Raw genomic sequence first — 17,713 nt, 5'->3', positions numbered from 1 at the left:
TAAAGAAGGATGATGAAAATGGAAATACGTCTAATGTCTACCGCTTTTCTTTTAACTAAATGAATTTCGTAAATATCAAAACGTTAAAAAAAGCATGAAGGAGGTAATTCTTTGTCAGTATCCATAAAGGAAGGTCAGGGAGAATTTTTGTTAAGAGTATGCGGAGTCTTAATGAACCAAGGTAGAATTCTTTTACATAAGACAAAGAACGGATCAGGCTGGGTATTGCCAGGTGGTAGAGCGGAGATTAATGAAGAGACTTCTCATACCGTAGTTAGGGAGTTCAGAGAAGAACTTAATTTAGAGGTAAACACGCAGAGATTATTATGGATTATTGAGAACTTTAATGCCTATGAAGTTGAATATTTACATGAGTATGGCATGTATTATTTAGTGGAATGTGCTGATGAACTAGCAGCCAGTGACGAGGAATTTGTAGGTAACGAAGAAGAGGTAAAGCTGGTCTTTAAATGGTTTGACGTTCATGAACTTGATGATATGACGATCTATCCAAATGCGTTAAAGGGGCTGGTACAAGACATTGGAACAAAGGCTGGGATCAAGCATATCATTAACCATGACTTAGGATGATTGCATGAAGAAGAAACTTATTTTAGTTGAGGGTAAAGGTCAATGTTACATGGGTTGAGATAGCAACAACATTTACATAACTGAAGTATTCGCAATGGATAGTGGGTTTTGTTAACTAGGAGGGGGAATTTATGTTTAGAAAAATACTTAACCTACTAATCATTCTTACATGTTTGTTATCGTTGTACTATGGTTATATCATTATTTTTGATTTACCGGATGATTTACTCCAACTAGCCAAAATGAAACTTCATTCGAGTTATGCTTTTGCGATCTTAGCAATACTAAGTGTAATTAGACTGAACATAAAACGATGATAAACAAGAACAATAGATTATCACTATAAATAAATCAGGAGATCCATCATGAATAATAAGTGGAATAAAATAATCTATAAGATCTGGTCACCGATCTATGATCGAATTTTCAATTCAAACCTTTTTCTTCGTGCACGAAAACAAGTTTTTCAGGAAATCCATTTCGACCGTGCACATCGAATTCTTTTTGTAGGTGTGGGCACAGGTGCTGATCTGGAATTAGTGAACCATACAGATTTAGATATAACGGCAATAGATTTTTCGCCTGACATGTTAGGCAGAGCAAGAGCGAAATTTATGAATTCCTCCATTGCGTTTATAGAGATGGATGCTCAAAATATGAAATTTGACGATCGATCATTTGATTATGTGGTCGGCAGCCTCATCCTTTCTGTAGTACCTCATGCAGATCAATGCTTTCAAGAGATGAGTCGGGTATTAAAGCAAGAAGGAAGGATCGTTATTTTCGATAAATTTGCTCCAGACCATAACAAACTTCCGCTGTTCAAAAGGCTGCTTCGACCACTCATTAAAGTGCTGGGCACCGATATTGGACTGAATTTTGAAGAATTGTATCAGAGACATCGTGATCACATCGTAATAGAAGAAGACAAGCCAGTTATGCTGAATGGAATGTATCGGAAAATTGTCCTTAGAAAATCAGTTGATTGTTAGTCTGCGAGGTGCGATGACGAAGTATAGATTAGAACAGGCAGATCAAATGTGGAGGATCGTAATAGATTGCTGCAGGGATATAAGAAATATCAATGGTGTCCTGCAAGATGATGTAAACCTTCTGTTATCGTTAGGCTTTAAAGTGAATATAGTACGACAGGTCATGTGCTGCCCAACAGAAGAAAGTAAAAAGGCTTTAAATCCAAATGGATGGTCTGTCTATTTGACAGATGATTCTTACGACATGTCAAGAATAAAAGACATCATGAAGGAAGGATACCGCGGAGGGATTGACTATGAGATCTATGGTGTCCCCCATGACGAGAAGATCATAGAAGATCTATCCTATCTTATGCAGGTATACAGCTATAGAAACCTTTCAATTGTTGTTGTGAATGAACAGGAAGAAGAAATTGCGGGAGTATGCATCGCAGGTATCAGTGAGAACATGTCGCTAGGATTTGCAGAGATTGGTGAGATCTGCATTCTACCTAAGTATAGGAAAGGGCATCGCGGCATTTATGCTGCATCACATCAAACAGTCTGCTAGTGCCTACACAGAGGTCGTGAAATTGTGTGTTACAGTAGGAAATGTTGCAGAAATCCTGTAAAAGAAAGCCGGATTCCAGGCAGGACCTCGATTTGCTAGGATGACAAAGCGGTCCAAGTAAGTATAGATGCGCTTCAGATGATTCATTAAATGAAAATCAAGCTAGGAGCTTGTGCAAGCATTGGGAGGTGTTAGATGCTACTAAGAAAGAATATCACGATTATTTCTCTTGTCCTCACTTTAATCCTTGCAGCAGCATGCTATTATTTTTTTGCCATCTATAACTCTGTACGCACCGTACATGTATCCTCTGATTATGTTGGATACTCTACAGGTAAAGAACTATTTAATCATGCAGAATTAGTTGTCATTGGTAGTCCGATCAAAGATTTAGAAGATCGGGAACTGCATATTGAAGAATTACCTAAGGGTTTTGTTGCGGATATTGCTACGTTTACAGAGATGAATGTCGAAAAGGTACTAAAAGGTTCAGAAGAGGATGCAATTAATCTTACTGTCATTGAACCCATCGGTGTATACCAAACGTTTAAAGGTAAAAAAAGAATTGCATATGAAGGGTATACAGAAATGAAAAAAGGCAGCAAGTATTTAATCTTTATGAAGAAAAACAGCTATGGTCAGTACAGTGTAATCAACATGCAATCCGGTAAGTTCAATCTAGATGGAGCAGATTCAGAGGACATTTCAGGTGAAAAATCATTTAATAAACAAAAAATGTTTACAGAGCTAAAAGCGATCTTATCACAGGAAATACAAAAATGACTAAGATGTGTGAAATGGAAATGTTTTGGCGAGCATTAGAAAGTCGAAAATATAGGAGGGTGATTCAGGATGCTGTACGATTTAAAAGGTGAAAACTCTATGTCGCCTATCGTGGGGATGTTACATTCTGCTGTTATCGAAAATAACCAAAGGCTGTGGCTCATAACGGATGGTATGTCACAAGAAGAACTGGATTACAAAGGGAATAATCATCGATTTAATAGTACGGCACAGCTAATCAAACATCTCATGGTTGTTGATCTGAATTGGGCTTGCAGAATAAAAGGAGAACCGCTTTCGGTGTCATTGAAAGAGCGATATGGCCCTATGATAGATCAAAATAATGAGCTGCCAATGGTCAAAGAAGTGTGTTTGAAGTCTCTTATGTCTAATTATGATGATGTGCTCGCGATGCTAAAAGATGCATGCCTGTCGTTAACAGATGATGATCTAGTCAAAGTTGTAACCTTTGGCCATAATAATGAAAAGCAAGCGACCCTGCGCTGGGGCTTATGGCATATCGCTGACCATTGCCGCTATCATCAGGCTCATATCAATCAGCTTAGAAAGTGGTATCGTGAAGCATAATTTTTACAATAGCATGCTAGTAATGGAATGGATTGTTACAAGAGTAATGATGTTTAATCCTAACTATTGATCAAGTATTCATGCTGCCGCTGTGGCGGCATTTTTGCATATTAGGAAGTCATCTCTTATATTCAGGTTCATCATTTGATGTGAATAGAAAATTTGGTTTATAATACCATTCATATCCCTCGTAGAAACTAGTAGATGATGTTCTCATCAATTGATAGATCGGAACTCTTGGATCGAACGAGAAGAAGTTGCAACATTACTAGATTCAGTTGAGGAGAAACTAGGAAGCCCATTGATCTTAACTAAAAGCAAACTTTTGGAACGGACTTTAGGCTGTAGTCTGAAAATTTGGAGGTGATCAAAATGCCGCTCTGGCGAAAAATACTCGTTTGCTTTTCATTCATCCTCTTTATATTAGTCGGCACCTATTTTGTTTTAGATCAAACGTTAGTGCTTGATCGAACGTATTTAACATTAGGAATCAACGAATTCGGTCGGTCTCCGTCTGATGCGAGAGTTGTAATAGAAGGGACGGGCAAAACTAACATCGTGGGAGAGTATGTATCAACCAACGTGAAAATCTTAGAGGTCCGGTGGAATAAAACTTCCGAGAACCTTGTTGTAGGAAGTGAATTCGAAGCGTTTGAGTATTTAGAAGCCCATCAAAATAGTCGTGTTGGCGGATTGGAATATATACCAGGAAGGAGTATTTATGGTATGGGCACAAGATATTTTAGACTGAAAAAAGGCGAACAACGAGCAGTCCATTTAGCTTTTGTTGAGGAAACAAAGCAATTTTGGATCTTGCCAGATGAGTTAGTCGGGAACAAAGCGGATACTGTTCCATGATGCTGAGGCGTGACCAAAAAGATCAAAGAAGAATCGAGGATGATGATGAACAATCCGTTTAAAGAAACCATATCAACAGAAGACGAGCTGAGAGATCTCTTGGGGTATCCAAGCGAGGTTGTAAAGAAGAAAACGATTCATCATTTGGATAGCCATTGTCGACACTTTATTTCCCTGTCACCCTTGTTATTTTTATCTACGTCAGATGACCAAGGATACTGCGATGTTTCTCCTCGGGGGGATGCCCCAGGATCTGTATTGGTTGTCGATGATAAGCACTTTGTTATTCCAGAACGTCCAGGCAATCGTAGGATGGATTCATTAAGAAATCTGTTATCCAATCCGAGGGTAGGCGTAATCTTCATGATTCCAGGGTTGGAAGAAACGCTTAGAGTTAATGGAAAAGCTTGCATCATTAAAGATGAAAAGCTTCTTAGCCAGATGAGAGCGAAAGATAAGCAGCCGCTATTAGGTATTGGGGTAGAGGTTGAGGAATGCTATATTCATTGCGCGAAAGCCTTCAAAAGATCGAAGGTCTGGGATCATGAGACTTGGCTGGAAGCAGATGCTCTGCCGTCGATCCCTGCGATGTTAACGGCTCATGTCAATTCGTCTGAATTTACGGAAGAAGTCATCATGAAAGGGCTGCAGGAAAGTTACGAAAAGAGACTTTATTAATCAAAATAGATAAGTTGACCGAAGTGAACAATGTTTTTGATCCCTAAGAAATTGCGAGAAGAAGTTAATGGTAAGAAAATACATTTTATATAAATAACGTGCTGCATGCGTCGGAGGGACTATAATTGAAGCGATTCATTATTATGACAGTAGGCAAGACACACAGCGGCAAAACAACATTTTCTAAAGCATTAGAACAACAGCTAAAGAACGCTATTGTCATTGATCAAGATAATCATGCCGAATTCGTCAATTCATACTATAGATCCCTGCGGCCATTACAGGGACCGAATACGATCAAATATGCGATCACAAAAACGATTGTAGATTATACGATCCAAAATACGAATTATCATATTATCCTTAGCAATTCAAATTTAGATAGGAGGGGCCGTGCAGAACTGCTTCATGATTTTCATGAAAATAATTTTGAAAGCGTGCTGGTTCATTTTGATATCCCTGATTATATTTTGGAGGAGCGAGTACGCAAGAGCCAGCGAAGTCAATCCATCTTTCGCACTGCATCGAGTTTCAAAGAAGTGCTTGATAGACAGATTGCAGAACTCCGTAACGGAAACATTATGGGTCCCAAGGAAGGCGAAGCAAATCATTTATTCATTATTAGCGATCCCCAAGATATTCCGTCAGTCATGCAAAGCATCGTGATTCTAACGAGTGACATGAAATGATCACCATATTAAAGGTATGGTTCTGGGTTCGTATCTGATAACCCCGTGGTATCTCTCTACGTCGCATTTCCCAGAAGCATAGATCGATTAGATTGCTTAGTTCATTGACTAAACGAAGGAATGCATTGCAATTTACAAAACAGCCCTTGATGGATGAGAAGAGCCAGAAATTATTGGAGGGGAAAAATGGACATTTTTGAACGACTAACGACACTCGGAAAAAAGCCGGTCATTGCGCAAATAGGCGGATTTAGACCTGAAGCATCTATAATCAGCAGCTTCGGCGGTGACTTTTATCTACACGAATCAGACAACTGGCCTTCAGATCAAGATGGATTCATGATACCCATTATTCAAATCTATGTCCCAGAGGTTCCAGAAGGACGTAAGCGCTTTGGAGATAAGAGGCTCATTCAAGTCTATCTCAACTCGGAAAAACTGCCAGTAGACTATGCGAAGAATGGCGAAGGTTGGCTTCTAAGAGAATATGATTCTATTGAAGGGATGAGGAAGATGAAGACACCAAGTGAATGCAAACAAGTTAAATCCTTTCAAATCAAGTGGTCAGAAGCGGGCACACCAGACTTCCCTTGCTGGGAACAATCATGGGATTATCTCGATATGAGTGAAATCAACGAATCGGATGAGCTTTCAGATCGTTTTTTTAATGAATTTGATCGTTACTTTTTCACCAAAATAGGAGGTTTCCCTTCGTATATCCAATCTCCCTGTTTAGGTGATTTGGATTATATCTTCCAAATTTCTTCAGAAGAGAAACCAGGATTCATGATCGCGGATAACGGAAAACTGTATATTGCCAAATCAAAAGACGATGGTCAATGGTACTTGGCATGGGATAGCTATTAATCAGACTTATACTAGCGGAGGAAGAAATGAGCTTATTTTCATTCATTGTATCTAATCGCCCACTTCCTGAAATCGATCAGACTGGATTTGTTCGAATGAAGGCAAGAGAGTTGAAAAAGTTGAATATTCAAGCAAAAGGACCAATCGATATTCATGAATTAGATGATGACGTTGATGTCATGTATGCCAAGGATGAAGCGAAAATCAACGATCTTCGAATATCCCGATGCACAAACCCGCCTTATGATTTAGAACAGTATATCAACAAGGAGTACATTTATTGGTTGGAAGGGGATCGTTATCGGGAATCCTGGAATTCGCAGCTTTTTGAATATTTGAATGAACATAAAGACCATGTGAGTGAACTCGAAATATGGTCGATATGGTTTGGTGACGGTATTCAAGAGATAAATGAAACAGTATTATCGTTACATAATGTCACATTATTGGATCTTGAACGGTTAAAGGGCAGTAATTTCTGCATCAAGTTTGTATAGTGGATTGGACGTAACCCGAAATAGGAGGGCATATGGATCATATAGAAGATAAAGTAAGACGCGAATTGAAGGGAGAAGAAGGCTCTTTTATTCTTGATTTAAGGTGCAATCTTACTTGGGACCATCATAAATGCATGGAAACGCTGCAGGCATTCTATGCATTCATTCGCTCGTCAGAAAAGAATGATTACTTGGAAAGAGAATTGGCCTACGGCTTTTGGTTTTTTGATAGCTTTGTTAAGAGCTGGACCAGTCATGAGAGTTTTAGAGCAGCTAACGGATACTCCGAACAGTATTATCAGCATGCTTATGAGATCATCTACTTTTTAGTCGAATGGTATATGGGCTATGATTGTCCTTTTGAAACGCATGAGGCGTTTATAGCCGAATTTAAACTGCTTGATTCATACTATGAGCAATAATGGAATGACTCTTGTTTAAACACAGGGCGGTAGTGATTCGTATGAGGAATGGAAAGAGAATTATGACAAAGTCGTTCGGGATATTAAGATAATTTCAACTATGATATGGAAAACGCGTACTGCAAAAACAATGTGTGGAGTGATAACAGTCATGATATTTCAACCTGAGAACAATCTTGAAAACATTTTAATGTTAGCAGCTAATGATCCTTCTGCCAGACTTGATTTTTATAAGGAATTGGTGAACTCCAATATTTATACGATTCAAATCAAAGACGGGAATGAGACGAAAGAGGAAGTGTTAAAAGAAGGTACAACCATTCAATTGCTGAATGTTGAAATCAACCATAAAATGTACGTGCCGATCTTTTCTTCATTACGTCGCTTGCAAGAATCCATCGATCAAGAAGTGAATTACTGCTCGATGAACGCCATGGATTTCTTCCAATTAACACGTGGTGCTGATGTATTCTTGAACCCAAGTTCAAGCTATGGGAAAGAATTCAATGTAGATGAGATCGAGTCTATTTTAAACGGATCTATTTTTAACAATATCAATAGCTATGAAGTTGAGGAAGAGACACAAGTGATGGTGGGCCAGCCGGCGATTGTGCCAGAGGAGCTGATCCAAGCACTCAGCAAACTGTTTGCTACTCGTAAGGAGATTAAGTGTGCTTATAACGCACATTTTTTCAATCCCCAAATGGATGAGAAGCCACATACGTTAATTGCGGTTGAAGCGAGTGATAACTGGGAAGAGATCGTATCTAAAGCAGGAATGATTGCAGATTCGGTACACGTTCCTGACCCGCCAGTATCATTTGTTCAAATGGACGGATCATCAGGATTGGAAGAATATTTCAAGTCCAACGTTAGGCCGTTCTATACAAAGAAAAAGCTTGGATTGTTTTAGTTACCATATAAAGGGTATAGAGCGCCGATCATTCTATAAGCTGAACAAGGAAAAATGAGAGAAATGATCCTTTTGATTGCATAGCATCAGAAAGGAGCCTATCATGTCAGGAGAGTTATCCAGATCACAACGTTTAGCAATTGAGCACATCACGGAATATGCCCGGTCTAGGAAAAATGAGGCTCAAGCAGCACTCAAACAAATCTTCCAAATGTCCAATATCCCTTGGCATACATACGGTGAAGTTACAGAAAGAATATTTCAACATGCTAGGGTTGCGCTTCATTTTCATCCAGATCGGCCAGTAATGGATATGAAAAGCGTAGCACAGGCTTTACTAGAACAAGGAATATATAAGAGTCAATTCGAAACACATATTTCTAATGGAAGTGTATCGGCTTATCCAGGTGGGGTTCGAGACCTTTGGGAGAAAAATTTGTTTGGGGGCGCATATCATTTAGAAGAGACAGTGGATAGTCATCGTCCTAAATATGGCGCTTTGGATCTCATGCAGCATCCGGATGGCCCGGCTCCACGCTTTGGCTCGTGTTACTTTCTACTATCTCCTAAGGCTTCTCATCGATGTACGTTTACATATTTGGATTCACATGAAGAACCGAAGGAGAAAGGTACTTATCGTGAGTTTGATGATATTTTAGCTGCGCTTTTTAAAGATGCATTTTTGCGTAATGATGCGATTGGTACGAAAGATCTAACTCCAAAGGGCTTGATCAACCATCTGCTGAATAATCTCGAGCAGCCTTTTCAAGATCCTTCAACTCGTGACGCTAGCCGGAATCTCAACCATTATATCGAAGCGCAGGTTCACGGCGATATTTCATTAATGGAAGATGTTGATCTATTAGTTGCCGATTCTTCATTCAGAGGTAAAGCAATAGGAGACGTATTTGAGAGATTGTGTTTCAAATATTCCATTCAACTGTTTTGGCATAAGGGATTTACCATGGACGTTAAGGATGTGCCCTCAGATTTTAGGGGACCTTACATGCCCTCATTAGCAAGGCGCATTGCTAGAAATAATAATGTTGACGCCAGTATGATCGGGGAGACTGTCTTTGATCTAAAACGCAATCCGGCATTATGGAATGATCGAGGGCGTGAGGATGAGGTACTACAGGAGTTAAAGTATATGTGGCATATTCTCGTTCAGTATGGTAGCCCAGTTCTGTAGGAAGCATCGATCGAAAAGGAGGGAGACAAGCTGGTCGCGATATTTTAAGACATATGATGCAAGCAATAAGAAAAAAGAAAATATTGAAGCCTACAAGACATGGTATGAGGTGGAAAAATGAGTCATGGTACCTCTGTTATTTGTCGATCTCTTCTGATCTTAGTTATACCCATCTTGCTCTTTGTGGGATGTGGGTCGATAAAAACGTTTGAAGGCTCACTTGAAAGCGTCAAAGATGAAAGTCTAATGCTGGATTGTTCCGCTGTAATCAATAAAGGGAAGAGTAACGCAAATTCAGTAGGAACCCTTTGCGAAGTTAAGACTGATGAGAATACTGACATCATGGATGAGAATGGGGAGAACATGAGTCTCGAAGAGCTTCCTAAGAATAGACGATTAAAGATAACCTTTAAGCAGGGAGTAAACTTAGAGAAAAATCAAACGGGAACTGCGCAGATCGTTCAAGTCTTAAACGAAATGAAGTAAGATCTCGATAATGTAAAGTCATTGAGATGTAATAAATCGTATAACCCACCTCATTGCAGCAAGTAACTATACACTCGACAAACGCGTCACCTCTCTTTCATACACATTAGAAGCACTAACGATCACGCTCTGCCTATGAAATGCTGTAATTAAATCTTGGAGGTCAATCGATGAAGAACATACTCGTCACGGGTGCCAATCGTGGTCTTGGTTTCGAATTGCTTAAAGTATATATTCAATCGGGATACACGGTGTACCCTTTAGTTCGATCGAGAGAATCGGCGGAGCTGTTATCTCAACAATTTTCTGATCATTGCATTCCCATCGTTACAGATTTAACAACCGATGATTCGATTAAGGATATTGAGCATACTTTAAGCAGACATACGACTTCTTTGGATATAATAATAAATAATGCAGGCATTTCGGGTAGAGGCAGCTTGATTGAAGATGTCGACACAGAGGAGATAAATCGATTGTTTAATGTTCACTGTTTAGGTCCTATTCGATCGATCAAAGGGAGTATTAACTTTTTAAGAAAATCCGATAGCCCCAAAATTATCAATATATCCTCAAGACTCGGTTCACTAAGCAGAATGGCTTCAGGCGAATTCAATGGGATGGGTTTTTCATATTCCTATCGAATGGCGAAGGCAGCACAAAACATGCTGACGATCTGCCTTAGTCAAGAGCTAAAAGATGAAAAGATATTGGTATGTGCTATTCATCCAGGAAAGTTAACAACCAGAGGGGGATCACCTGATGCGGATACTCACCCTTCTGTTGCTGCTCATAATATATACAAGTGGATTAATGAAATGGATATACACTCATCTGGAAAATATGTGGAACCAGGTGTTATGGAAATTGCTTGGTGACATAAAAGAGAGCTTCATACCGACATTGGGAATCGGATTGATTGCTTTACATGGAGGCTCCTATATGCAATTTGCCGCGCCAAAGTAAGCACATGAGAGGACTAGGGATGAGAAAAGTTGAACTAATAAAGAAGACACAGCGTGAATTTGACAGCATACTGGAAAACCCGGGTATTGAATCTTTAAAGATATGGAATTGCAAGATCCATGATTACAGCAAGCTTTCAAGCCTGCAACATTTATTAGAGTTAGAAATTTTTATTTTTGATAAAGGAAAGCTGAGTGATCTTTCGGAGCTCAAACAACTAAAGAAGCTGAGATTGATCCATATCCCACAAATTCAGGATCTGTCAGAACTGAGTCATTTGGCGAACCTCGAGGAGCTATCATTAGAGTCACTGCCAAGCTGGGACTCATCCGGAAAAACCTTAGTTTTTAATAACCTTGAACCAATAAGTGCTTTATCCAAGCTTAAAATGTTAACGCTTATGAAAGCCAAAGTACACGAAATGGGTTTGCAGCCTTTAGAGCAATTGCATGGATTAGAGGAGTTTGTAACAGATAACACCTTTTCCATCCAGGACTTTGCAAGGCTGTCAGCTTATCTTCCCCATACTAGCTGCAAGTACTTTCATCCATTTCATAAAGTGAATTCGAAATGCAATACATGCGACTCTCAAAAAGTTAGGTTGTCAGGAGTCAGTCGCGGTGGTCTGATTTGTCCTCAATGCAGCTCTAAGAAGCTGAACGAACATATTGAGGCATTTAATCATATTAAAGCATCGGTAAGGTGAATAAATCCTTTGCGAGGCGTGAACACATTGTTGTGTTTGCGCCTTTTATTATTATATATCGATGGTTCATAACAAAGAGGAGGAACTTACATACCCTACAAATAGGGTAGATGAGCGATACTTAATTAAAGCTGATGATCTAGGTATATCGAGTGCAACGATGCAGATGAAATCTATAACAGATGACTACTTGAAGAGAAAAATGGAGTATGATATATTAAATGCCCCCCATTTCAGGGGGATTTCGGCAAAAGAGAATATTGGATTTAATATGTACTAATATCTTGGAAAGAAGTGCGTGACCTGCAGCGGAGAAAGAACGGGCAGCGCATTTTATAATCATTTAAGCTGCAAATCATGTTCGTTTGAACAAGTACATTGGAATCGTGACTACAGAAGGAGGGATTAGAGTGAGGCTAATGCCTGAATATGCTCAAAACCTGATTGTAGGTGTAGTATTTCAGAACATCTGGACTTGGTTTATAACGGAAAGAGAGTATTGGTTTTTAAACGTGGAAATGGAAGATCGCTTTGGCATTAAAGTTCTAGATCAGAATACTGCTGAAGACTTTATACATAAGATCGATGAATATAAAGTATCGACTCAAGAGCTTACCAGGATGTTGGTTGAGCTTAAGGAAGCATTCCAGACGTACGACGAGGTACTTGAATTTTTACCGACTATTTATGTTGATTTTGATAAAAAGGAGTTCTATTCCTTATATCCTGAACCGATGTCCTTCGAAGATTATGTGCCAGAAGGCTGGATCGGGAAATACCTAGATTTTTATGAGCTTGTACCGCTTGAGGAAAGATATTGGATGATTGATCAGATAAACCTGTTCGAAAGATTATATCAATCGCTTAGAAGAAATGAAGAGTATTGAATGTATCATGAATTACTCGTAGCTGAAGGAAGTGCTTTGAGACTAAGTAAGATTACTAGGTTTCAAGGCCTTTTTCATTAAGTGGAGAAGAGAGGAGAGATATAATGAAGATTAAGAGGATTGTGACAAATATATATGCAGATGATCCGAGTAAAGCAAGTTATTTTTATGGAGATATACTTGGTCTTGATGTGCTTATGGATCACGGCTGGATTAAGACTTACGGTTCACTGGAGGAATCCAATTATCAGCTTAGCTTTGCTTCACATGGAGGTTCTAACACCCCAACACCGGATGTATCCATCGAAGTGGACGATGTAGATGCTGCATATGAAGAGATGAAGCGTGCGGGTTATCAGATTGAATATGAACTCACCGAAGAGCCGTGGGGGGTTCGACGCTTTTATGTCAGAGATCCATTTGGAAAGCTGATTAATATTCTTTCCCATTTGTAAAAGAACTTGATTTTATGATTTGAGTTGATTAAAAGATGAGGGCACTGCCTAATCGGTTTATTAATAATGGTTCTTATCAAGGATGTTCAAAAATAATACTAACAATTGGATATTTTTGTGTTATGATAATAGTAATCCTCAAATAGAACGAGACATCCTATGATCCAACAGCGAATTGAGGATTCAATTGTGTTTGAATCTATCAATCTAACGTTTACATAAGGGGGGTCTATATTATCGAATTAGACATTCCTTTCCCCCCTGAGGCCTTTTCCTATTTGCTCTCAGGATGATTCTTGCTGTAAAGTTTGCTTCAGTCATTGGTAAGTAAGCTTCTTGGGGATGGTTGCTAATCAGAACGGGTGACACCACTATTTATGTGGGACATCTTTTATATTCAGTAACAAGCAGTATCAGCGCTACTTAAGAACTGAACTTGAGGGACGGCTATTTAATGGAAACGTAAAAGCCAAGGCCATCGACTCTTGCAGGTGCTGGTTAAAGGCTTGGTTTTTGTGTGTTCCTAGGGCTCTTTGGACAATTTCTCGCATTTTGACAATGCGGTCAGTTGCAGAATATTTTTGGATTAACATCATATATCACTTGATCATAATCTATAAGTATCGTGAGAGCCCGTGAAGGCAGTCACACCTAAAAATTAGCATGTAAGGACGGTTAACATGAGTGACAGACAAACCAAAACAGACGTAATTTTAATTGGTGCCGGGATCATGAGTGCGACTTTAGGAACCTTGTTAAAAGAATTAGCACCAGACTGGGAAATTACAGTATTTGAGAAGCTCCCAAGCGCAGGAGAGGAAAGCTCTAACGAATGGAATAATGCAGGAACAGGGCATGCTGCACTGTGTGAGCTTAACTACACCGTTGAGAAATCGGACGGTTCCATAGATATTAGCAAGGCGATAAAAATTAATGAGCAGTTTCAAGTGTCAAAGCAGTTCTGGTCTTATCTTGTAAGCAGCAACTTGATTCGCAATCCGCATGAATTTATTATGCCATTGCCGCATATGAGTCTCGTGCAAGGGGAAAAGAACGTGGAGTTCTTAAATAAACGTTTTAAAGCGCTATCAACTAATCTTTTGTTCAAGGGCATGGAATTCTCGGATGATCCTGCAAAATTAAAGGAATGGATTCCTTTAATTATGAACGGCAGAACTTCGAATGAGCCGATTGCCGCAACCAAAATTGACTCTGGAACAGATGTTAACTTTGGTGCTTTAACGCGATTGCTGCTAAGCCACTTAGAGAACAAAGGTGTCGATATTCATTACAAGCATAGTGTTGATGACATCAAACGTACTGGTGATGGTTCATGGGAGCTAAAAGTGCGCAATACAACAAACGGTGCGGTCGAACGACATAACGCTAAGTTTGTGTTTATTGGCGGCGGCGGCGGAAGTCTGCATTTGCTTCAAAAATCAGGCATCCCTGAGGGTAAAAGGATTGGGGGCTTTCCAGTTAGCGGACTCTTTATGGTATGTACGAATCCAGATATTGTCGAACAACATCATGCAAAGGTATATGGCAAAGCTCCTGTCGGTGCACCGCCGATGTCAGTACCGCATCTCGATACCAGATATATTGATAATAAAAAATCGCTTCTCTTTGGACCATTTGCTGGATTCTCACCGAAATTTTTGAAAACAGGTTCAATGTTTGACTTGATCACCTCAGTAAAACCGCATAACCTTGTGACGATGTTGGCAGCAGGCGCCAAGAACATTCCACTAACCAAATACCTGATTCAGCAAGTGATGCTTTCGAAAGAAAAACGGATGGAAGATTTGCGGGATTTCGTTCCAGACGCGAAAAGCGAGGATTGGGATTTGGTTGTAGCTGGCCAACGCGTACAAGTCATAAAAGATACCGCGGATGGGAGGGGAACCCTTCAATTTGGTACGGAAGTGATCAGCGCAGCTGATGGCTCAATAGCGGCGTTGCTTGGTGCTTCGCCAGGAGCCTCAACCGCTGTTCACGTTATGCTTGAAGTCATAAAGAAATGCTTCCCTCAGCATTTAGAAGCATGGGAGCCAAAAATAAAGATCATGATTCCTTCATATGGTGTATCGCTTCTAGATCATCCAGAACTTATTGATGACATTCATCATTCAACAGCGCGGACGCTTGGTCTACACAGCGAGCTGCAACCTGTCATGTAACACTTCAAGAATAGCGGCCTATGTCCTTGATTTTCGAAGGACTTAGGCCGTTTCCTTTTTAAGGAATAGGTCTTCTGTTGCTGATAAAATTGTAAGCAGAAATTTATAATGATTGGAGGGAAGTGAGCTGAAGAGCATGACAGGCATATACGTTATTTGTATCTTCATTGTTGCTATGATAGGAAGTATCATCATTTTTCAGCAAAACAATTCCCATGCTTCTAAAACGATAGAGGAAGCCATGCAGATGAAAAATATAACCTTTGATGAGGTTTTCTATATCACGAAAGAAAAAGGATTTAATATTGTCTTTTTTGGAAAGGATGATCTGCTTTCAGTTGGGTTAGTTAGGGAAACAGGCTCTTCATATGAGTGGATCTATGGTACGGGTAGCAAGCAATTTAATGAGTCACCGTGTATTCTAACAAGATCATTTGCGAACCTCCTTACAGGACGTGTTCGAAATGATAGCGAGCTTGTATCGTTAACGTTCGGAGTACTAAACGATAATGATATTGAGACCCTTCAGATTGAATATAAGGATCAAAAAGCAAGAGCAGCTGCGATCGTTCCTACATCAAAAGGACGAATATGGTTTTGTTTTTCTGATCCTCCCATTCATGCTGATCCTGCTGTCAGACGGATCTATCAAAATGGAGATGTGCAATCAGGATGGGATTGATTGTGAATACGATGAAAAATGACAAGTGCTGTAGAAGCTGCTAGTCAAAATAGTAGCCTGAACGCAGATGATCGTTAAATAATGAAGATAGGTGGTAACTTCAAGTGTATTATCCGGAAATTGAAACCGAGAGAATGTTTATGAGAGAGCTCTCATTAGATGATGCAGATGCGATTTTTACGCATTTTCACAACCAGAAGTGATAAGGTTTATGGATATTGAGGTGTGTAAGGATGTAAGCGAAACAATAGAAATCATTGCATTTCATATGAATGATGCTGGTTGCAGATATGGATTGATTGGTTTTGATTTAGCTCCAACCTTCTGGGGAAGAGGATTGATGCAAGAAGCTTTGACAGAAATGATACGGCTTGGATTTGATGACATGAAACTGGATTATATTGAAGCTACGACGGAAGTTGATAATCTGCAATCTCAGCGATTGCTTCAGAAGATGGGATTTCATCAAGAGAATGAGCTTAAGGATAACCTGTTGTATTTTATTTTGAGAAGCAAGAATCGGTAGCACGCAATAAGATATGGCTGGTTTCCTCGAGCGAATACATCATAGCATGTTAAATAGTGACTTCGTAACATGAATACATGTTATATGTTTGTATCAAATACATACTAGGGTGGGAACAAACGAATGAAAATTTTTAGTACGGCATGGGATGGATGAAGAGGGTTATCGAGGAGGCTGGAGCAATCGAGGACTAGTTAAGCAAGGGGTGGTTCAATCTAAGAAGCTAGCAGCATATCTGGTACAACATGCTGAGGACTATCACATCCAAACGTTATTAAGCAGTAATTTGACCCGTGCAGCAGAAACAGCCAAGGAGATTGAACAATCCCTTCAGGTAAAGGCGATATATTCGGATGAGTGGAGAGAAATGAATAACGGAATATTAGCAGGCATGCCAAATAAAGTAGCAGAAGAACGGTTTCCTGGTGTTTACTTTAACACGCTGCAGATGGACACTCCGTTTCCAGGTGGTGAAACGCCAACACATTTTATACAAGAATCAAACAAGCATTTGATCATTTGTGTCATCAACTTGAAAATCAAAAGGTGCAGTCGAATGTATTATTAATTACGCATGGCGGGGTTATCAATGTGCTGTATTATGCTCTATCTGGCAAAGAGTGGACGAATCAATCATCATTCTATCCAATTGATCATACAAGCGTGCATACCGTTGAGAAGAGATGGAATAGATGGGAAATGACTGAGAGCAATCATACCTACCATCTGTAGTGAAATCGATACATGGTGACAATTTGTAAGCTGCATAAGATAATATGGTTGCACTACAAGCAAGCTTGAGGACTATACATCAAACACCATGGAGGGAAAACGTATGAGCTGGAGTGAAGTGAGAAGGATTCCGAATGACTACAGTGAATCCGTTAAAGAAATTGATGAGCAATTGATTAGCCTGATAGCAGCTAGGCAATCCCTTACGAAAGGGAAACGTTCTACTCCGTCTTATGAACAAATCAAAGCATGGGCTCAGGTATATGGGGTTGATGAAACTGAGCTCGGCTCGTTATTACATCAACTACAAAGTTCTAGTCGTCCCTCATTTCCAAATAAGCGGGGTCAGCTTCTAAATGTAGTACCCATCATGAAAAAATCAACGGTTGATTCTTGTTAATATGTTCTTACTCATGCAATGCAGCATGAATATGCCAGTATCGTGATTATTGAAATAAAACTGCTACAAGAAG

The 17,713-nt window shown here is 39.6% G+C and carries 22 protein-coding genes and 1 pseudogene; all 23 read left to right on the top strand.

Going from position 1 to position 17,713, the window contains the following annotated elements:
• The first annotated feature begins 111 nt into the window (after nt 1-111).
• Nucleotides 112-591, top strand: a complete 480-nt coding sequence (locus I2H74_RS17670) for an NUDIX hydrolase (RefSeq protein WP_195575563.1) — start codon at nt 112-114, stop codon at nt 589-591.
• Nucleotides 592-956: 365 nt separating this feature from the next.
• Nucleotides 957-1,583 (top strand): class I SAM-dependent methyltransferase, encoded by a 627-nt coding sequence (locus tag I2H74_RS17665; RefSeq protein ID WP_195575562.1) that lies wholly within the window; start codon nt 957-959, stop codon nt 1,581-1,583.
• A gap of 13 nt (nt 1,584-1,596) precedes the next feature.
• On the top strand, nt 1,597-2,133 hold the full coding sequence (locus I2H74_RS17660; protein WP_195575561.1) for a hypothetical protein: 537 nt from the start codon (nt 1,597-1,599) through the stop codon (nt 2,131-2,133).
• Nucleotides 2,134-2,328: 195 nt separating this feature from the next.
• Nucleotides 2,329-2,916, top strand: a complete 588-nt coding sequence (locus I2H74_RS17655) for a hypothetical protein (RefSeq protein ID WP_195575560.1) — start codon at nt 2,329-2,331, stop codon at nt 2,914-2,916.
• Nucleotides 2,917-2,985: 69 nt separating this feature from the next.
• A complete protein-coding gene (locus I2H74_RS17650) occupies nt 2,986-3,504 on the top strand; it encodes a DinB family protein (protein ID WP_195575559.1) in 519 nt (172 codons plus the stop codon).
• A 372-nt stretch (nt 3,505-3,876) separates the two neighbouring features.
• Nucleotides 3,877-4,362 (top strand): hypothetical protein, encoded by a 486-nt coding sequence (locus I2H74_RS17645; RefSeq protein ID WP_195575558.1) that lies wholly within the window; start codon nt 3,877-3,879, stop codon nt 4,360-4,362.
• Between the two features lie 39 nt (nt 4,363-4,401).
• Nucleotides 4,402-5,040, top strand: a complete 639-nt coding sequence (locus I2H74_RS17640) for a pyridoxamine 5'-phosphate oxidase family protein (RefSeq protein WP_420707458.1) — start codon at nt 4,402-4,404, stop codon at nt 5,038-5,040.
• A gap of 125 nt (nt 5,041-5,165) precedes the next feature.
• Nucleotides 5,166-5,729 (top strand): ATP-binding protein, encoded by a 564-nt coding sequence (locus I2H74_RS17635; RefSeq protein ID WP_195575557.1) that lies wholly within the window; start codon nt 5,166-5,168, stop codon nt 5,727-5,729.
• 186 nt (nt 5,730-5,915) lie between these two features.
• The gene (locus I2H74_RS17630; protein ID WP_229106803.1) at nt 5,916-6,596 is read left to right on the top strand and encodes a DUF1963 domain-containing protein; all 681 of its coding nucleotides are present in this window, start codon (nt 5,916-5,918) and stop codon (nt 6,594-6,596) included.
• Between the two features lie 26 nt (nt 6,597-6,622).
• Nucleotides 6,623-7,093 (top strand): hypothetical protein, encoded by a 471-nt coding sequence (locus tag I2H74_RS17625; RefSeq protein WP_195575555.1) that lies wholly within the window; start codon nt 6,623-6,625, stop codon nt 7,091-7,093.
• Nucleotides 7,094-7,125: 32 nt separating this feature from the next.
• The gene (locus I2H74_RS17620) at nt 7,126-7,515 is read left to right on the top strand and encodes a hypothetical protein (protein WP_195575554.1); all 390 of its coding nucleotides are present in this window, start codon (nt 7,126-7,128) and stop codon (nt 7,513-7,515) included.
• Between the two features lie 151 nt (nt 7,516-7,666).
• Nucleotides 7,667-8,428 (top strand): enhanced serine sensitivity protein SseB C-terminal domain-containing protein, encoded by a 762-nt coding sequence (locus tag I2H74_RS17615; protein ID WP_195575553.1) that lies wholly within the window; start codon nt 7,667-7,669, stop codon nt 8,426-8,428.
• A gap of 103 nt (nt 8,429-8,531) precedes the next feature.
• Entirely contained in the window at nt 8,532-9,620 is a 1,089-nt protein-coding gene (locus tag I2H74_RS17610) for a DUF3626 domain-containing protein (protein WP_195575552.1), read from the top strand.
• Between the two features lie 117 nt (nt 9,621-9,737).
• The gene (locus tag I2H74_RS17605; RefSeq protein WP_195575551.1) at nt 9,738-10,106 is read left to right on the top strand and encodes a hypothetical protein; all 369 of its coding nucleotides are present in this window, start codon (nt 9,738-9,740) and stop codon (nt 10,104-10,106) included.
• A 170-nt stretch (nt 10,107-10,276) separates the two neighbouring features.
• A complete protein-coding gene (locus tag I2H74_RS17600; protein ID WP_195575550.1) occupies nt 10,277-10,984 on the top strand; it encodes an SDR family NAD(P)-dependent oxidoreductase in 708 nt (235 codons plus the stop codon).
• A gap of 107 nt (nt 10,985-11,091) precedes the next feature.
• Nucleotides 11,092-11,778, top strand: a complete 687-nt coding sequence (locus tag I2H74_RS17595; protein ID WP_195575549.1) for a hypothetical protein — start codon at nt 11,092-11,094, stop codon at nt 11,776-11,778.
• A gap of 419 nt (nt 11,779-12,197) precedes the next feature.
• The gene (locus tag I2H74_RS17590; RefSeq protein WP_229106816.1) at nt 12,198-12,665 is read left to right on the top strand and encodes a hypothetical protein; all 468 of its coding nucleotides are present in this window, start codon (nt 12,198-12,200) and stop codon (nt 12,663-12,665) included.
• Between the two features lie 104 nt (nt 12,666-12,769).
• On the top strand, nt 12,770-13,120 hold the full coding sequence (locus tag I2H74_RS17585) for a glyoxalase superfamily protein (RefSeq protein ID WP_195575547.1): 351 nt from the start codon (nt 12,770-12,772) through the stop codon (nt 13,118-13,120).
• 680 nt (nt 13,121-13,800) lie between these two features.
• Nucleotides 13,801-15,300: a malate:quinone oxidoreductase gene (locus tag I2H74_RS17580; protein WP_195575546.1), complete on the top strand. Its 1,500-nt coding sequence runs from the start codon at nt 13,801-13,803 to the stop codon at nt 15,298-15,300.
• A 247-nt stretch (nt 15,301-15,547) separates the two neighbouring features.
• The gene (locus I2H74_RS17575; RefSeq protein ID WP_195575545.1) at nt 15,548-15,982 is read left to right on the top strand and encodes a hypothetical protein; all 435 of its coding nucleotides are present in this window, start codon (nt 15,548-15,550) and stop codon (nt 15,980-15,982) included.
• A 211-nt stretch (nt 15,983-16,193) separates the two neighbouring features.
• A complete protein-coding gene (locus I2H74_RS17570; RefSeq protein WP_229106802.1) occupies nt 16,194-16,508 on the top strand; it encodes a GNAT family N-acetyltransferase in 315 nt (104 codons plus the stop codon).
• Nucleotides 16,509-16,656: 148 nt separating this feature from the next.
• Nucleotides 16,657-17,240: pseudogene (locus I2H74_RS17565) on the top strand (histidine phosphatase family protein).
• Nucleotides 17,241-17,343: 103 nt separating this feature from the next.
• Nucleotides 17,344-17,640 carry a hypothetical protein gene (locus I2H74_RS17560; protein ID WP_195575544.1) on the top strand — a complete coding sequence of 99 codons (297 nt, stop codon included), beginning with the start codon at nt 17,344-17,346 and terminating at the stop codon, nt 17,638-17,640.
• Nucleotides 17,641-17,713: the final 73 nt, after the last annotated feature.

The sequence above is a fragment of the Paenibacillus sp. 1001270B_150601_E10 genome (assembly GCF_015558675.1).
GTDB lineage: Bacteria > Bacillota > Bacilli > Paenibacillales > Paenibacillaceae > Paenibacillus_B.
The sequence above is the reverse complement of the archived record's forward strand: the minus strand, read 5'-3'. Positions and strand labels throughout refer to the sequence as shown.

Bases quoted from the DNA above. Each gene is read 5' to 3' on its own strand.
- I2H74_RS17665 (WP_195575562.1), top strand. From the start codon at position 957: ATGAATAATAAGTGGAATAAAATAATCTATAAGATCTGGTCACCGATC.
- I2H74_RS17660 (WP_195575561.1), top strand. From the start codon at position 1,597: ATGACGAAGTATAGATTAGAACAGGCAGATCAAATGTGGAGGATCGTA.
- I2H74_RS17655 (WP_195575560.1), top strand. From the start codon at position 2,329: ATGCTACTAAGAAAGAATATCACGATTATTTCTCTTGTCCTCACTTTA.
- I2H74_RS17650 (WP_195575559.1), top strand. From the start codon at position 2,986: ATGCTGTACGATTTAAAAGGTGAAAACTCTATGTCGCCTATCGTGGGG.
- I2H74_RS17645 (WP_195575558.1), top strand. From the start codon at position 3,877: ATGCCGCTCTGGCGAAAAATACTCGTTTGCTTTTCATTCATCCTCTTT.
- I2H74_RS17640 (WP_420707458.1), top strand. From the start codon at position 4,402: ATGATGATGAACAATCCGTTTAAAGAAACCATATCAACAGAAGACGAG.
- I2H74_RS17630 (WP_229106803.1), top strand. From the start codon at position 5,916: ATGGACATTTTTGAACGACTAACGACACTCGGAAAAAAGCCGGTCATT.
- I2H74_RS17625 (WP_195575555.1), top strand. From the start codon at position 6,623: ATGAGCTTATTTTCATTCATTGTATCTAATCGCCCACTTCCTGAAATC.
- I2H74_RS17620 (WP_195575554.1), top strand. From the start codon at position 7,126: ATGGATCATATAGAAGATAAAGTAAGACGCGAATTGAAGGGAGAAGAA.
- I2H74_RS17615 (WP_195575553.1), top strand. From the start codon at position 7,667: ATGATATTTCAACCTGAGAACAATCTTGAAAACATTTTAATGTTAGCA.
- I2H74_RS17610 (WP_195575552.1), top strand. From the start codon at position 8,532: ATGTCAGGAGAGTTATCCAGATCACAACGTTTAGCAATTGAGCACATC.
- I2H74_RS17605 (WP_195575551.1), top strand. From the start codon at position 9,738: ATGAGTCATGGTACCTCTGTTATTTGTCGATCTCTTCTGATCTTAGTT.
- I2H74_RS17600 (WP_195575550.1), top strand. From the start codon at position 10,277: ATGAAGAACATACTCGTCACGGGTGCCAATCGTGGTCTTGGTTTCGAA.
- I2H74_RS17595 (WP_195575549.1), top strand. From the start codon at position 11,092: ATGAGAAAAGTTGAACTAATAAAGAAGACACAGCGTGAATTTGACAGC.
- I2H74_RS17590 (WP_229106816.1), top strand. From the start codon at position 12,198: ATGCCTGAATATGCTCAAAACCTGATTGTAGGTGTAGTATTTCAGAAC.
- I2H74_RS17585 (WP_195575547.1), top strand. From the start codon at position 12,770: ATGAAGATTAAGAGGATTGTGACAAATATATATGCAGATGATCCGAGT.
- I2H74_RS17580 (WP_195575546.1), top strand. From the start codon at position 13,801: ATGAGTGACAGACAAACCAAAACAGACGTAATTTTAATTGGTGCCGGG.
- I2H74_RS17575 (WP_195575545.1), top strand. From the start codon at position 15,548: ATGAAAAATATAACCTTTGATGAGGTTTTCTATATCACGAAAGAAAAA.
- I2H74_RS17570 (WP_229106802.1), top strand. From the start codon at position 16,194: ATGGATATTGAGGTGTGTAAGGATGTAAGCGAAACAATAGAAATCATT.
- I2H74_RS17560 (WP_195575544.1), top strand. From the start codon at position 17,344: ATGAGCTGGAGTGAAGTGAGAAGGATTCCGAATGACTACAGTGAATCC.